The sequence below is a fragment of the Bradyrhizobium sp. USDA 3256 genome (genome assembly GCF_054058275.1).
Map to the genome: position 1 here is coordinate 4,321,590 of NZ_JBSSAE010000002.1, position 14,307 is coordinate 4,335,896.

General features: G+C 64.5%; 15 protein-coding genes. 7 read left to right on the forward strand and 8 right to left on the reverse strand.

Annotation, left to right across the window (positions count from 1 at the left end):
• Nucleotides 1-28 precede the first annotated feature (28 nt).
• Genes ACVWY5_RS22265 through grxD form a run of 3 tightly spaced genes read right to left on the reverse strand, consistent with a single transcriptional unit; the run spans nt 29 to nt 2,242 of the window.
• A complete protein-coding gene (locus ACVWY5_RS22265) occupies nt 29-1,312 on the reverse strand; it encodes a serine hydrolase domain-containing protein (RefSeq protein WP_028336767.1) in 1,284 nt (427 codons plus the stop codon).
• Between the two features lie 49 nt (nt 1,313-1,361).
• On the reverse strand, nt 1,362-1,913 hold the full coding sequence (locus ACVWY5_RS22270) for an O-acetyl-ADP-ribose deacetylase (RefSeq protein WP_028336766.1): 552 nt from the start codon (nt 1,911-1,913) through the stop codon (nt 1,362-1,364).
• Entirely contained in the window at nt 1,910-2,242 is a 333-nt protein-coding gene (gene grxD / locus ACVWY5_RS22275) for a Grx4 family monothiol glutaredoxin (RefSeq protein WP_028336765.1), read from the reverse strand. Before grxD ends, ACVWY5_RS22270 begins: the two co-directional genes overlap by 4 nt.
• A 293-nt stretch (nt 2,243-2,535) precedes the next feature.
• Between grxD and egtB the strand changes: the two genes are divergently transcribed.
• The 3 genes from egtB to ACVWY5_RS22290 are packed head-to-tail and all read left to right on the forward strand — an operon-like array spanning nt 2,536 to nt 5,235.
• Complete coding sequence (gene egtB / locus ACVWY5_RS22280) at nt 2,536-3,789, forward strand: ergothioneine biosynthesis protein EgtB (protein WP_028336764.1); 1,254 nt, start codon at nt 2,536-2,538, stop codon at nt 3,787-3,789.
• A 53-nt stretch (nt 3,790-3,842) separates the two neighbouring features.
• Nucleotides 3,843-4,811 carry an L-histidine N(alpha)-methyltransferase gene (gene egtD / locus ACVWY5_RS22285; protein WP_028336763.1) on the forward strand — a complete coding sequence of 323 codons (969 nt, stop codon included), beginning with the start codon at nt 3,843-3,845 and terminating at the stop codon, nt 4,809-4,811.
• Between the two features lie 28 nt (nt 4,812-4,839).
• Complete coding sequence (locus ACVWY5_RS22290; RefSeq protein ID WP_028336762.1) at nt 4,840-5,235, forward strand: DUF4345 domain-containing protein; 396 nt, start codon at nt 4,840-4,842, stop codon at nt 5,233-5,235.
• Between the two features lie 9 nt (nt 5,236-5,244).
• On the opposite strand, the gene ACVWY5_RS22295 is transcribed toward ACVWY5_RS22290, so the two are convergent.
• Complete coding sequence (locus ACVWY5_RS22295) at nt 5,245-6,426, reverse strand: low temperature requirement protein A (RefSeq protein ID WP_038377820.1); 1,182 nt, start codon at nt 6,424-6,426, stop codon at nt 5,245-5,247.
• A 33-nt stretch (nt 6,427-6,459) separates the two neighbouring features.
• Nucleotides 6,460-6,696 (reverse strand): BolA family protein, encoded by a 237-nt coding sequence (locus ACVWY5_RS22300; protein ID WP_016843470.1) that lies wholly within the window; start codon nt 6,694-6,696, stop codon nt 6,460-6,462.
• Nucleotides 6,697-6,922: 226 nt separating this feature from the next.
• On the opposite strand from ACVWY5_RS22300, the gene ACVWY5_RS22305 reads away from it, so the two are divergent.
• The gene (locus ACVWY5_RS22305; protein ID WP_028336760.1) at nt 6,923-7,282 is read left to right on the forward strand and encodes a DUF427 domain-containing protein; all 360 of its coding nucleotides are present in this window, start codon (nt 6,923-6,925) and stop codon (nt 7,280-7,282) included.
• A gap of 129 nt (nt 7,283-7,411) precedes the next feature.
• On the opposite strand, the gene ACVWY5_RS22310 is transcribed toward ACVWY5_RS22305, so the two are convergent.
• On the reverse strand, nt 7,412-7,585 hold the full coding sequence (locus ACVWY5_RS22310) for a DUF1328 domain-containing protein (protein WP_028336759.1): 174 nt from the start codon (nt 7,583-7,585) through the stop codon (nt 7,412-7,414).
• 187 nt (nt 7,586-7,772) lie between these two features.
• On the opposite strand from ACVWY5_RS22310, the gene ACVWY5_RS22315 reads away from it, so the two are divergent.
• A complete protein-coding gene (locus tag ACVWY5_RS22315; RefSeq protein ID WP_028336758.1) occupies nt 7,773-8,957 on the forward strand; it encodes an acyltransferase family protein in 1,185 nt (394 codons plus the stop codon).
• A 93-nt stretch (nt 8,958-9,050) separates the two neighbouring features.
• On the opposite strand, the gene ACVWY5_RS22320 is transcribed toward ACVWY5_RS22315, so the two are convergent.
• Both ACVWY5_RS22320 and ACVWY5_RS22325 read right to left on the reverse strand, forming a co-directional pair.
• Entirely contained in the window at nt 9,051-12,131 is a 3,081-nt protein-coding gene (locus tag ACVWY5_RS22320; RefSeq protein WP_028336757.1) for an efflux RND transporter permease subunit, read from the reverse strand.
• A gap of 31 nt (nt 12,132-12,162) precedes the next feature.
• Complete coding sequence (locus ACVWY5_RS22325) at nt 12,163-13,278, reverse strand: efflux RND transporter periplasmic adaptor subunit (RefSeq protein WP_028336756.1); 1,116 nt, start codon at nt 13,276-13,278, stop codon at nt 12,163-12,165.
• 164 nt (nt 13,279-13,442) lie between these two features.
• On the opposite strand from ACVWY5_RS22325, the gene soxR reads away from it, so the two are divergent.
• Both soxR and ACVWY5_RS22335 read left to right on the forward strand, forming a co-directional pair.
• On the forward strand, nt 13,443-13,919 hold the full coding sequence (gene soxR / locus ACVWY5_RS22330; RefSeq protein WP_028336755.1) for a redox-sensitive transcriptional activator SoxR: 477 nt from the start codon (nt 13,443-13,445) through the stop codon (nt 13,917-13,919).
• 109 nt (nt 13,920-14,028) lie between these two features.
• Nucleotides 14,029-14,289: a GlsB/YeaQ/YmgE family stress response membrane protein gene (locus ACVWY5_RS22335; RefSeq protein ID WP_016843463.1), complete on the forward strand. Its 261-nt coding sequence runs from the start codon at nt 14,029-14,031 to the stop codon at nt 14,287-14,289.
• Nucleotides 14,290-14,307 lie beyond the last annotated feature (18 nt).

The following is a 14,307-nucleotide window of genomic DNA, read 5'->3' on the forward strand; positions in this document are numbered from 1 at the left end:
ACCGGTATCCACTTCGCTCGAAAGCGCTCTAGTTTTCCATGGCTTCATAGACGAGCTGCTTCAGCGTCCGCTGGATGCGCTGACGCTCGGTCGGCGTCTGCTCCAGCAGGACGAAGAAGAAATCCTGCTTGCGGTCGATGACATAATAGCAGCCGCTGGCGCCGTCCCATTTCAGCTCGCCGAGATCGCCGGGCGGCGGCGGCTTCGCAGTGCCGGGATCGGTACGCACCGCGATCCCAAGCCCGAAACCGAAGCCATCGCCGGGGAAGTAGAAAAAGTCGCGCTCGACGCCGGAGCCAGGCCCGACGCGGTCGGTCGTCAGCTCCTTGAACGTCTCAGGCTTCAGGATGGTCTTGCCGTCGAGGGTGCCGCCGTTAAGCAACATCTGCGCGAAGCGCGAATAATCCGCCATGGTCGAGACCATGCCGCCGCTGGCGGATTCCCATTTCTTGACCTTGGTCGGATCGTTGACCCGGCCGACCCGGAAGTCGCTGTCGTTCGGCATCGGCTCGGCCATCAGCTTCTGCTTCTCGGGTTCGGTGACGAAGAAGCCGGTGTCCTTCATGCCGAGCGGATCGAGCAGCCTTTCGTGCTCGATCGTCGAGAGCTTCTCGCCGGTGGCCACCTCCATCACGCGCGCCAGAATGTCGGTCGAATGGCCGTATTGCCAGAGCGCGCCGGGCTGGTTGTGCAGCGGCAGCTTGGCGATCCGCTCGGCGAATTCGGCGAGATCGAAATCTCCGCCGTAGATATTGGCGTCCTTGTAGGCCTTGCGGACCAGGCTGTCGCCATAGAAGCCGTAAGTGATACCCGACGTATGCGTCATCAGATCGAGGATCGTGATCGGCCGCTTTGGCGGCACCAGCTCGAGCGTCTTGGTGCCGTCCTCGGCCTTCTTCTCGACCCCGACCTTCACGTTGGCAAAGGACGGGATGTACTTCGAGACGGGATCGTCGAGCTTGTATTTCCCCTCCTGCAGCAGCTGCATCGACACGACGGCGGTGATCGACTTGGACATCGAAGCCAGCCGGAAGATGGTCTTGTCCGTGATCGGCACCTTGCTGGCCACGTCCTGCACGCCGAAGGCCTCGTGATAGACCGGCTTGCCGTGCTGCTGGATCAGGACGATGGCGCCGGGAATCTTTCCGGTCGCGACCTCGTTCTTGAAGAATTCGCTGATCTTGGCGAGCTTGGCGGGATTGAAATGGGCTCCCGCCGGAATCTCATAGGTACCCTCGGTGTGCGAGAACGCCGGCGCCGCCAGCACCACCGCGGCGGCTGCGACCGCGCACGTCAGACGAAATGAATGCATTTGGATTATCCCTCCCCGGAAATCACGGGGAAGTGTAGCGGCGGTATCATCAGGCACAAGGGCTGCCAAAGGTGTCCAGGACCTTCTGATGAAGCTCGCCGCTTTGGGCGGAAAAGCAGCAAAAGATCACCTGCGTGAGGCCGGGTGCGGCGGCCAGGGCATCGACGACGGCCTTGACCGCGATGCCGGCGGCGCGGTCCGGCGGGAAGTGATAGACGCCGGTCGAGATGGCGGGAAATGCAATGGAGCCAAGCTGGTTGGCGTGGCACAGCTCGATGCCGCGGCGATAGCAGGATGCGAGCAGCGCATCCTCGCTTTGGGTGCCGCCGTGCCAGATCGGGCCGACGGCGTGGATCACGTGCTTTGCCGGGAGCCGATAGCCTTTGGTGATCTTGGCGTCGCCGGTCTTGCTGCCGTGCAGGGTGCGGCACTCGGCGAGCAGCTCGGGGCCAGCGGCACGATGGATCGCGCCGTCGACGCCGCCACCGCCCAGCAGCGATGAATTGGCCGCGTTGACGATGGCGTCAACGCGCAGGGTCGTGATGTCGGTGACGATGACTTCGAGCCGCGCCTTGCCGATCTGGCGCGCCGTCAAGGTCAGGCAGCCACGTCGACCGGGATGCCCTTGTCGGCAAACAGCTGCTGCAATTCGCCGGCCTGGAACATCTCGCGGATGATGTCGCAACCGCCGACGAACTCGCCCTTCACATAGAGCTGCGGAATCGTCGGCCAATTCGAATAGACCTTGATGCCGTCGCGCAGCTCGGCGGATTCGAGAACGTTGAGGCCTTTGTAGCCGACGCCGATGTGGTCGAGGATCTGCACGACCTGACCGGAAAACCCGCACTGCGGGAATTGCGGCGTGCCCTTCATGAACAGGACGACGTCGTTCGACTTCACTTCGTTGTCGATGAATTGCTCGATGCTCATTTTCGCTTCCTTCGGGGGCGGCGCTCTCAGGCCTTGACGGGCCGGCCCGCCCTTCTAACCCGTGACTGACTATATATGTAGCTCAAACCATTGTGCATCCAAAGCAAAATGGCGGAAATCTGGCATGCACCGGGCGCTGCGGGCGCCCAAAATGGGCCGGGATTATCTGACGGCCCCAATATCATCGCGGGGGGAGGCTTTTTTCCCGTAACGGAGCCCCTATCTAGGACGAACTGTCCGTCAGGAACCAGTTTGCCGAAGCAACGTTCTCTCCCCTGAATTCGGAGACCCCTGTGACGAAACCAGCCTCTGCCGCGGCCGCCGTTCCCGCCGCCTCCCCGTCACTGTCCTCCGAATCCGGCCCGCTCGCCCAGCGGCTGGTGGAGGCCTATCGCGCCGTCCGTGACGAGACCGAGCGCCGGGCCGCACCGCTGTCGCCCGAAGACCAGCTGATCCAGTCGATGCCGGATGCGAGCCCCGCCAAGTGGCACCGCGCCCATACCACTTGGTTCTTCGAGCAGTTTCTGCTCGGCGAGCACGTCAAGGGCTACACGCCGTTCCATCCGGACTACGCTTATCTGTTCAATTCGTATTACGTCAGCGCCGGTCCGCGGCACGCCCGCCACCAGCGCGGCCATTTGACCCGCCCGACCGCCGACGAAGTCACCGCCTACCGCCGCCATGTCGACGCCGAGGTGGTGAAATTCTTCCAGACCGCCACGCTGGAAAAGCTCGAGGCGCTGGTGCCGCTGGTCGAGGTCGGCCTCAATCACGAGCAGCAGCATCAGGAGCTGATGTACACCGACATCCTGCATGCCTTCGCGCAGAACCCGATCCCGCCGGCCTACGATCCGGCGTGGCGCTTCCCGGCGTCGCAGCACGGGCCTGAGGAATGGGTGACGCTCAACGAAGGCATCCACACCGTCGGACATGGCGACGACAGCTTCCATTTCGACAATGAAAAGCCCGCGCATCGGGCTTTGGTCGGCCCGGTCAAGCTCGCGAAGAACCTCGTCACCAATGCCGACTGGCTCGCCTTCATGAAGGACGGCGGCTATTCCACCGCCACGCTGTGGCTGATGGATGGCTTTGGCACCGTGAGCAACGAGGGCTGGCAGGCACCCGGCCATTGGCGCGAGATCGACGGCGAATGGAGGATCATGACGTTGGGCGGCCTGCAGCCGATCGATCCGTCCGCGCCGGTTTGCCATGTCAGCTATTACGAGGCCGACGCCTTCGCCCGATGGGCCGGCAAGCACCTGCCGACCGAGATGGAATGGGAGGTCGCCGCGCGCGCCGGCCTGCTCAACGACGCCTACGGCATCGTCTGGCAATGGACCCGCAGCTCCTATTCGCCCTACCCGGGCTACCGCGCGATCGAAGGCGCGCTCGGTGAGTACAACGGCAAGTTCATGGTCAACCAGCTCGTGCTGCGCGGCTCGTCGCTGGCGACGCCTTCAGGTCACAGCCGCGTCACCTATCGCAACTTCTTCTATCCACACCATCGCTGGCAATTCACGGGGTTACGCCTCGCAGACTATGCCTGATTGAGTCCTGTCGACATCAATAACGCGTCGGTAAGCGCGTTCGGGAGAGTATCATGAATGTGCATGCCGCCGCTTTGGCCAAAGCGTATCCGCTCGACGAAGCGACATCGGTGTTTGCCGGCGACGTGATTGGCGATCTCGCCCGTCACCCGAAGCGGCTGTCGCCGAAATATTTCTACGACGCCACCGGCTCCGAGCTGTTCGAGCAGATCACGGTGCTGCCGGAATATTATCCGACGCGCACCGAGCTTGGCATCCTGCGCGACCGCGGCGACGAGATCGCCGCGATCATCCCTGACGGCGCGGCGCTGGTCGAGTTCGGCGCCGGCGCGACCACCAAGGTGCGCCTGCTGCTCGAGCATTGCGAATTCGCAGCCTATGTGCCGGTCGATATCTCAGGCGATTTCCTGAAAGCCCAGGCCGACGGGCTGCGGAAGGATTTCCCCGGCCTCGGCATCTACCCGGTCGCGGCCGATTTCACCACGCCGTTCACGTTGCCCGACGCCGTCGCCGCGATGCCGAAGGTCGGCTTCTTCCCCGGCTCGACGCTCGGCAATTTCGAGCCGAGCGAGGCCTTGGCCTTCCTGCGCAGCGCGCGGAAAATCCTCGGCCACGGCGCGCAGATGATCATCGGCGTCGACCTCGAGAAGGACGAGCGCGTGCTGTACGACGCCTATAACGACGCAGCCGGCGTCACGGCGCGGTTCAACCTCAATGTGCTGGTTCGGATCAACCGCGAGCTCGGCGGCAATTTCGATCTGTCGGGATTCACGCACCGCTCGATCTACAACCGCGATCGCCATCGCATCGAGATGCACCTGATCAGCCGCAAGGCGCAGACCGTGCGCATCCTCGGCAATACCTTCGCGTTCCGGCCCGGCGAGAGCATCCACACCGAGAACAGCTACAAATACTCGCTCGAGCGTTTCACCGCGCTCGCCCGCAGCGCGGGCTGGACGGTGCGCGAGAGCTGGACCGACGCCAACACGATGTTCTCGGTGCACGCGCTGGTCGCGGACTAGCGCCCAAACCAAGAGACGGGGCACGATCATGGGCAGGCGTCCGCTGCAGGTCGCGACGGCGTTGCTCGCCCTGGTCCCGATCCTGACCGGCATCATCACCATGCTGGGCGTCAGCGATCCGCTCTACGCCTCCGCGGGCGTTCCAGCGCTGCCGGTGCTCGACAGCAATCTGCGCTTCTTCGGTGGGGTCTGGCTCGGTCTCGGCCTCGCGCTGCTCTGGCTGGTGCCGCGGATCGAAAGCGAGAGCGTGCTGTTTCGGGCGGTCTGGGGCGGCATCTTCCTCGGCGGCATCGGCAGGCTGCTGTCGATGCTGATGGTCGGCTTGCCGCCGCTGCCCTTCGTGGGCTTCACCGCGCTCGAAGTGATCGGCGCACCGCTGTTTGTCTATTGGCAGCACCTGGTGGCAACGGCCGGCCGCAAGTAGCGGCGGCCGCTATTCCTCTTCCCCCGTCGAGCGCAGCGAGATCGACTCCCACGCCGCGACCACGATCATGATCGCGGTGGTGACGATCGAGAGCACCAGCGGCGACATCTCGCGGGCGAAATAGGCCGTGATCGCCAGCGCGATGATGCCGACGCCGTGCGAGAGCTGGAGGAAGTTGCGGATCACATATTTGAACAGGATGGTCCCGACCAGGAACAGCATGGGCCCGCCGACCGAGCTGACGATCGTGTTCAGATCGGAATGACCGGACGGGTGCTTCAGCACCAGTTCGTCGGCCACCGCGGTGAGGATGATGCCGCCGACGATCGGCATGTGCAGATAGGTATACGCGATCCGCGCCACGCGGCCGGATTCCTCTGACTTGGAGATCATGTCCGAGCCGGCCTCGGCGCCCTTGTGGAAATAGATCCACCACATCGCGATGCTGCCGACCAGCGCCGAGATGAACGCGGCGACGTTCTCCGGTGTCCAGGTCAGCTCGGCAAAGGTCGCGCCATCGACCACGATGGCCTCGCCGAGCGCAATGATGATGAAGCCGGCGCAGCGCTCGGCCATGTGGCCGCCCTCGACCGACCACGCCTCGATCGAGGAAAAGCCGAGTCCAGGGGTCCAGAACCGCGCGGCCGGCGCGATATATTCGATGGTCAGCGCCGCAATCCAGAGCCACATCCGCGTCTCGTGCTCGGCGAATCCGCCGAGAATCCACAGCACGGCCGAGCAGGACAGCCAGGTCAGGATGCGGATGGCGTTGTGGCGCACCGCCGTCCGGCGCCGCGGCGTCGCCAGCAGCCAGAACGCGGTACGGCCGACCTGCATTGCCGCATAGGTCCCGGCAAACCACAGCCCGCGGCCCTCGAAGGCGGTCGGTATCGAGGTCGACAGCAACAGCCCGCCCAGCATCAGCACAAACAGCAGCAGGCGGACCGGCGTCAGCTCGGGATTGAGCCAGTTAGTGACCCAGGTGGTGTAGACCCACACCCACCAGACCGCGAGGAACAGCAGCGTGACCTGCACCGCCCCAAGTGGGGTGAAGTGGTGCAGCAGCGTATGCGACAGCTGCGTGACGGCGAAGACGAAGACGAGGTCGAAGAACAGCTCGGCATTGGTGACGCGGCTGTGCTGGTTCGGCACGATGACGCGAAACATCGCACCGCGTGGATTGTCCACCATCGCTCGAGGCCCCCGCCCGCAGCTTTGCCGGGCCTAGCCTTCCGGCACGCCGGTCTGCAGGGCCAGCGCGTGCAGCACGCCGCCCATCTGGCCCTTCAGCGACTGGTAAACGATCTGGTGCTGCTGGACGCGGGACTTGCCGCGGAATGACTCGGAAATAACAGTGGCCGCGTAGTGGTCGCCGTCGCCGGCCAGATCGCGGATCGTCACCTCGGCATCGGGAATCGCTGCCTTGATCATCGATTCGATATCACGGGCGTCCATCGGCATCCCAGTCCACCTCCGTCAGGTCGTTCGAATCAGGGCCAGATCGGCCAAGTAAAGCCCAAGGATAAAGCCAAAGGATAAAACCCAAAGATATACCCAAGGAGAAAACCTAGCGCTTGGGGTCTTCTAGGTCATCCCGGGCTCACTATATTCCCATTCCCAGCGATTTAAACCTGCATCAATCGGTCACAAGCCATCACGCCGAAATGACCAGAAGAGGCGCAGAATCATGAAGCTCCCCGGCCCCGATCATCCCATTACGATCACGCCCAATGCCAGGCGCGTCCGCGTCACCGCCGACGGCGTCGTGATCGCCGAGACCACCCATGCGCTGACCTTGAAGGAAGCGAGCTATCCGGCCGTGCAATACGTCCCCCGGCAGGACGCCAACATGGAGCTGTTGACCCGCACCGAGCGGACCACGCATTGCCCGTACAAGGGGGACGCGAGCTACTTCAGCATCAAGGCCAATGGCAAGACGCTGGACAACGCGATCTGGACCTATGAGGAGCCCTTCCCGGCCATGACCGAGATCGCCGGCCACCTCGCCTTCTATCCGGACAAGGTGAAGATCGAGGAAGTCGCCTAGGGGCATCGTCGCCTGCCGCAAGCGCCGGGCCTCGCCCGGCCTTCCGTCGCGCGCTGGCCCAGCCTGCAGAACGGCAATGCCCGGGCGAGGCCCGGGCTTGACGTCGGGAGCGTTCGCGCCCGATCCCAGCTATACCCTGAAGACCGTGAGCCCGAGGATCAGGAGCACCAGGAAGATCACGACGAATACATAGAACAGAAAGCGGGCGATGTCGGCGGAGGCGGCGGAAATGCCGGTGAAGCCAAGCAAACCCGCGATGATCGATACGACAAGGAAGATCAGCGCCCATTTCAGAATTGTCATTGCCCGCTCCTCATAGCCGCGCGTGTCCGCCAGGTCGGACGAGAACGCCGGCACCCGACCGCAGTTCCAAAACCGAAACAGCCTCGCCGAGATGACCGACCTCGATACTTCCCCATCCGGCCGATTGGGCCTTGCTGAATCGGGTTCCCGACTGCAACATCAGGGTGCAGACCCGGCTGGTGGCACCATGAAATCGATTGCTCACGCGGCTCCGGCCGTCGACATCCAGGCAGCACCGAAGCTCCACAAGCGCAATGTCGCCCTCGATCGCGCGCGCACCTTCCTGACCCTGGTCGTGCTGCTGCACCACGCGGTGATTCCCTACACCTATTTCGGGCACACCGACCCGACATCGTGGATCGGCTTCGACTGCGTGGTGCTCGCCACCGACAGCTTCTTCATGGCGATGTTCTTCTTCCTGTCGGGGCTGTTCGTCTGGCCGGGGCTCGGCCACAAGCCGTGGCTGATCTTCCTGCGCGACCGGCTGCTGCGGCTCGGCCTGCCATTCGTGATCTGCGCTGTCACGATCATTCCGATCGCCTATTACGCGATCGCGCTGCGCGCGACGCCGGGGCTGAGCTTCTCCGAATTCTGGTGGAAAACCATGACGGTCGGGCCGTGGCCGAGCGGCCCGATCTGGTTCGTCTATGTCCTGATGGCCTTCGACCTGACGGCGAGCCTGCTGTACCGGGTGTCGCCGCGTCTGCTCGATCCGATCAACCGTCTGTCGATCAAGGGATTTCAACGTCCCTCGAAGTTCTGGCTGTTCCTCGTCGTCGTCAGTGCCGCCGCCTACCTGCCGATGCTGGTCCATTACGGCCAGAACTACTGGTTCGAGTTCGGACCGTTTTCGGTGCAGGCGAGCCGCGTGCTGCTGTACGCGTCCTATTTCTTCATCGGCGCGGGAATCGGGGCGGCAAACCTCGAGGGCGGCGTGCTCAGCGCGCACGGACGGCTGACCGAGCGGCGCTGGTTCTGGACCGGCATCACGCTGATCCCCTACTGTTTGATGTGGGTGATGATCTACATCAAGCGCATGATCATCGGTAACCCCGATCCGCTGCCCGGCTGGTATCTCGCGATCTATGGCAGCTTCTACGTCCTGTTCAGCGCCTCGATCCTGTTCGCGATCCTGGCCTACTTCCTGCAATCGAAATCGTCGGGCCCGACGCTGCTCGACCGCATGCAGGGCGACGCCTACGGCATGTTCCTGGTGCACTATCCGATCGTGCTGTGGCTGCAATACTGGCTGTTCGATATGGATCTGCCGGCGATCGCCAAGGCCGCGATCGCGTTCTTCGCCACTGTGGCGCTGAGCTGGGCCGCGACAGCCGTGCTGCGCAAGATTCCTGGTTCAAAGTACGTGCTGTAGCGCGATGAAGCCGTAGGATGGGTAGAGCGCAGCGAAACCCATCACCTCCGTGCCGTGCATCAGATGGTGGGTTTCGCTGCGCTCTACTCCACCCTACGCTGCGATCTCGCCCCTCGCCGCCACGCTTTCCAGCCGCGGAGCGGCCGCGGCGCGATGGTCGCGGGCGATCAGGATGTAGAAGGTCGGCAGCACGAACAGCGTGAACAGCGTGCCGATCAGCATGCCCATCACCACGACGATGCCGATCGCGAAACGGCTCGCCGCGCCGGCGCCGTCGGCATAGAGCAGCGGCGCAAGGCCCGCGACCATCGCGGCTGTCGTCATCAGCACCGGCCGCATCCGCACCGCGGCCGCCTTCTGGATCGCGGCGACCCGGTCGAGCCCTTCATGGTGCTGGATCTCGTTGGCGAAGCTCACCATCAGGATGCCGTGCTTGGAGATCAGCCCGATCAGGGTGACGAGGCCGATCTGGGTGTAGATGTTCAGCGTGGTGAAGCCGAAATACAGCGGCAGCAGCGCGCCGCAGACCGCGAGCGGCACCGTGACCATGATCACCAGCGGATCGCGGAAACTTTCGAACTGCGCCGCCAGCACCAGGAAGATCACGATCAGCGCCATGCCGAACGTGACGATGAGACGGTTGCCCTCCTGGACATATTGCCGGCTGTCCGACAGCCAGTCGACGGTCATCCCCGGCGACAGCTTCTGCGCCTGCATGAACGACACCGCCTGCCCCATGGTGACGCCGGGCTTCAGCACCGCCGAGATCGTCGCCGCGTTCATCTGATTGAACTGCGGCAGCCGGTTCGGCTCCGGCTTGACGTTGACCTTGATCACCGTCGACAGCGGAAACATCTGCCCCGAGCTCGAGCGGACGTTGAAGTTTCCCAGCCCTTCCGGCGTGACCCGGTCGGCCTGGCGCACCTGCGGGATCACCTCGTAGGAGCGTTCAAAGAAATTGAAGCGGTTGACATAGTTCTCGCCGACCAGCACCGCGAGAGTGTCGGCGATAGTCTGCATGCTGACGCCGGCCTCGGCCGCCTTGGCGTGATCGATGGTGATCCGTGCGGTCGGGCTGTCGAAGGCGAGATCGCTGTCGACGAAGGCGAACAGCCCGCTCTTCCAGGCGGCCCCCTTCAGTGTCTCGACCTCCTGATAGATGGTGGCGAAATCGCCGGCCGAGCGCACCACCATCTGGAACGGCAGGCCGCCGGTCGCCGCCGGCAGCGCCGCCGGCTGGAACGGCGTCACGCTGGCGCCGAGCACGCCGTAGGACATGCCGTAGAGCTGGTTCTGGATGTCGTTGGCCGAACGCTTGCGCTTGTCCCAATCGGTCAGGGTGATGCCGCCGAAGGCATGGTTCTGCCCGTCGGTACCGTTGATGAACCAACTCGCGTGGTATTCGGGAAACGAGCGAAACAGCTGCTCGATCTGGTCGGAGGAGCGCGTGGTGTAGTCGACGCTGGCATATTGCGGCGCGCGGAGCACGGTGAACACATAGCCCTGGTCCTCGGAGGGCGCGAGCTCGCGCTGGCTGCCGAGGAACAGCACCACGATCGCCGCCAGCACGCCGAATGCCACCAGCAGCACTGCGGCGCGCATCTTGAGCGTCGCGGCCAGCAGCCGGCCATAGCCGCGCGACAGCCTTGAGAACTGATGCTCGACAAAGCGGGCAAACCGGCCGTGCGAGGTGGCTTCGCCGAGCAGCTGCGCGCTCATCATCGGCGACAAGGTCAAAGCGATGACGCCCGAGACCACCACCGAGCCCGCCAGCGTGAAGGCGAATTCGCGGAACAGGCTGCCGGTCAGGCCACCCATCATGCCGATCGGCGCATAGACCGCGGCGAGCGTGATCGTCATCGCGATCACGGGACCGATGATCTCGCGCGCGCCGATCAGGGCCGCGTCGCCGGGGCTCCGTCCTTCCTCGATGTGGCGATGGATGTTCTCCACCACCACGATGGCGTCGTCGACCACGAGCCCGATCGCCAGCACCATCGCGAGCAGGGTCAGCAGATTGATCGAGAAGCCGAGCGCCAGCATCATCGCGGCGGTGCCGACCAGCGACAGCGGCACGGTGACCACAGGGATCAGCACGGAGCGGAACGAGCCCAGGAACAGCAAGATCACCACCACCACGATCGCGATGGCCTCGGCCAGCGAATGCTTCACCTCCAATATCGAGGCCTTGACGAAGTGCACGATGTTGAAGACGTCGGCGACCCTCAAACCGGGCGGCGCCACGCGGTTGAGGTCCTCGATCACCTTGGCGGTGGCGGCGACGATCTCCAGGGGGTTGCCGTCGGGGGTCGGCTGCACCGCGATGTAGACGGTGGGCCTGCCGCTGTCGCGCGCGTTGGAATCGTAGTTCTCGCCGCCGATCTCGAGGGTCGCGACGTCGCCGAGCCGCACCAGGCCCCCGCCGCCGGTGCCGGTCTTGATCACCATTTTGCGGAAATCGTCGAGATTGCGCAGATCGGTCGCCGCGGTGATGTTGGTGACGGTCATCTCGCCGCGCAGCCGCCCCGGCGCCGCCTGCACGTTGTTGGACCGCAACGCGGCGGAGATATCGGCCGCGGTCAGCCCGCGTGCCGCGAGCTTGAACGGATCGATCCACACCCGCATCGCCAGCGACGATCCGCCCGAGGTGTCGGCCGACGCCACGCCGGGCACCGAGGTGAGCAGCGGCTGCGCTACGCGGGTCGCGAAGTCGGTGATCTGCGCCGGCGTCAGCGTGTCGCTGGTGAAGGCGATGTACTGCACCGCCGAGGCGCCGTCGGTGATCTTGGTGATGACAGGGTCGAACACGCCGGCCGGCATGCGGTACTTGACCTGCTGCACCTTGGCGAGCACCTCGGTCATGGCGCGGTCGGCATTGGCGTTGAGCACCAGCTTGGCCTTGATCTGGCTGAGGCCGAGCGTCGAGTTCGAGGTCATGTATTCGATGCCGTTGGCGGTCGCGATCGACTGCGCGATGACGGACGTGACGAAGCCCTGCATCACGTCCTGGGTCGCACCGGGGAACGAGACGTCGACCTGGATCGTCGCGCTCTCCATGTTGGGATATTGCCGCACCGGCAGCGAGACCATCGCTGCGGTGCCGATCAACAGGATCAGCAGGCTGACGACCGTCGCCAGGATCGGCCGGCGGATGAAGATGTCGGTGAAATGCATGATGCTTGCCTTTGGGCGCGCCGCTCGCGGGTCAGCGTCCCTTCTCCGGCGTCTCCGCCATGGTCGTCTGGACGGCCGCGCCGGGCATGACGCGGAGCTGGCCCGCGGTGACGATGTGATCGCCGGGCGCAAGCCCCTGCTCCACCACGACACGCTCGCCGATCCGTTGCCCGGTCTTCACCGCGACGCCGACCGCCTTGTTGTCGCGCACCACAAGCACGCTCTCGCCGGATGCGCTGGTCTGGATCGCGGTAACCGGCACCACGATGGCGTCCGCCTGCGGCGGCAGCACGACGTTCACCATCACGAAGAGGCCCGGCCGCAGCAGCCGGTCGGGATTAGCAAACAGGGCTTGCACGAGGACATTGCGGGTGTCCTCGGCGACCTGCGGCTCGATGGCGTTGATCTTGGCCTCGAACACCCGATCGGGGAAAGCATCGGTACGGATCGTCACCGCGCCTCCCACCTTCAGATTTGACAGGCGCTGCTGCGGAACGGTGAAATTGGCATAGAGCTGGTCGAGCGCGGTCAGCGTCGCGAGCGCGTCGCCGGCATTGACGTATTGGCCGAGGTTGACCTTGCGCAGACCGATCTGGCCCGCGAACGGCGCGCGGATCGTCATCTGCGCGATCTGCGCATCGAGCTGGTCGAGCGAGGCGTCGGCCTGCTTCAGATCCTCCTGCCGCTGCTGCAGCGTCTCCTGGGTCACGAAGCCGGACGGCGCCAGCCCCTGCGAACGCTTCTCCTGCAATTGCGCGAAACGTCCCTTGGAGACCGCAACCGCACGCGCGGCGCGCAGCGGGGCGTCATAGAGTTGCACCAGCGGCGCGCCCTCGGCGACATCGGTGCCGGCATCGAAATTGATCGCGGTGACGCGGCCGGCAACCTCCGGCGCCAGAATCACCTGCCGCACCGCTTGCAGCGAGCCGATCGCCTCGATCGAGCGCGGCAAGGTTTCGGTCCGCACCACCATCGCCGCGACCGGCGTCGGCGGGGCTTCGGCGGTGGGCTTGGCCGAGGCGTTGGATCCGCCTGCGCGCCAGGCAAACAAGCCGGCCGCGGCACAGCCGAGCAACAGAACGGTGATGCCGAGCGGCCTGGCACGAAGCCCGAGCCAGCGGCGCGACGAAAATGATGCGGACGGCATATTGCTTCCAAGAACGAACCCCGGCGCGTTGGCCGGAAGCTTGCCCCTGCAAGCCCGCAACTGATATAGAACCTCAAGTATGATTGAGGTCAAGGCTGGCAGCTTGCAAGACTTCTAGCGCAAGGCTTCCAATGCAGGACCTCTGATCCGGGATTGCTTGGTCAATGACGCTTGCGCAGGAGCTTTCAGTCGGCGAAGTGGCGCGGCGCAGCGGACTTGCCGTCTCCACCCTTCACTTCTACGAGAGCAAGGGACTGATCGCGAGCCACCGCACCGGCGGCAACCAGCGCCGCTACATGCGCGGCGTGCTGCGGCGGATCGCGGTGATCAGGATCGCGCAGCGCGCCGGGATCCCGCTGAAAGAGATCAGGCAGACCTTCGCCGCAATCCCGCTCGATCGCGCGCCGACCGTGCGCGAATGGGAGCGCGCGATGCAGGCCTGGACCGAGACGCTGGAGCAGCGCATCAACGATCTCACCGACCTCCGCGACAAGCTGTTCAACTGCATCGGTTGCGGCTGCCTGTCGGTGACCGATTGCCCGCTGCGCAATTGCGACGACAAGCTCGGCGCCCAGGGGCCGGGCCCGCGCATCCTGATCACCGCAGCCGAACGCCGGGCACAGCGCAAACGGCGGGGCTGACGGCATTTTCGCGGCCGACAAGTTGCGCACAACCTGCCTTTGGTCACATCCCGCCAGGTGATTCTCAGGTATGCTGGCCGGACTGCCTGACCTCAAGGAGAGTCCTGAGATGAACGACCCTCAAGTTGGATGGATCGCCGCCATCATCGTCGGCGGACTGGCGGGCTGGCTCGCCGAGATGTTCATGAAGTCCGGAACCGGCATCTTCATGAATATCATCCTTGGCATTGTCGGCGCCGCGCTGGCGAATTGGTTGTTGGGTCTGCTCGGCGTGTCGCTCGGCGGAGGCTGGCTCAGCTATCTCGTCGCTGGCTTCATCGGCGCCTGCATCATCATCTTTGCCTGGCGCGCGGTCCGCGGCGCGACCTGAAGCGATCATGCTTGAGCA

Coding starts and splice junctions, on each gene's coding strand:
- ACVWY5_RS22265 (WP_028336767.1), bottom strand. CDS start 1,312: ATGCATTCATTTCGTCTGACGTGCGCGGTCGCAGCCGCCGCGGTGGTG.
- grxD (WP_028336765.1), bottom strand. CDS start 2,242: ATGAGCATCGAGCAATTCATCGACAACGAAGTGAAGTCGAACGACGTC.
- egtD (WP_028336763.1), top strand. CDS start 3,843: ATGAATGTGCATGCCGCCGCTTTGGCCAAAGCGTATCCGCTCGACGAA.
- ACVWY5_RS22290 (WP_028336762.1), top strand. CDS start 4,840: ATGGGCAGGCGTCCGCTGCAGGTCGCGACGGCGTTGCTCGCCCTGGTC.
- ACVWY5_RS22295 (WP_038377820.1), bottom strand. CDS start 6,426: ATGGTGGACAATCCACGCGGTGCGATGTTTCGCGTCATCGTGCCGAAC.
- ACVWY5_RS22300 (WP_016843470.1), bottom strand. CDS start 6,696: ATGCCGATGGACGCCCGTGATATCGAATCGATGATCAAGGCAGCGATT.
- ACVWY5_RS22305 (WP_028336760.1), top strand. CDS start 6,923: ATGAAGCTCCCCGGCCCCGATCATCCCATTACGATCACGCCCAATGCC.
- ACVWY5_RS22310 (WP_028336759.1), bottom strand. CDS start 7,585: ATGACAATTCTGAAATGGGCGCTGATCTTCCTTGTCGTATCGATCATC.
- ACVWY5_RS22315 (WP_028336758.1), top strand. CDS start 7,773: ATGAAATCGATTGCTCACGCGGCTCCGGCCGTCGACATCCAGGCAGCA.
- ACVWY5_RS22320 (WP_028336757.1), bottom strand. CDS start 12,131: ATGCATTTCACCGACATCTTCATCCGCCGGCCGATCCTGGCGACGGTC.
- ACVWY5_RS22325 (WP_028336756.1), bottom strand. CDS start 13,278: ATGCCGTCCGCATCATTTTCGTCGCGCCGCTGGCTCGGGCTTCGTGCC.
- soxR (WP_028336755.1), top strand. CDS start 13,443: ATGACGCTTGCGCAGGAGCTTTCAGTCGGCGAAGTGGCGCGGCGCAGC.
- ACVWY5_RS22335 (WP_016843463.1), top strand. CDS start 14,029: ATGAACGACCCTCAAGTTGGATGGATCGCCGCCATCATCGTCGGCGGA.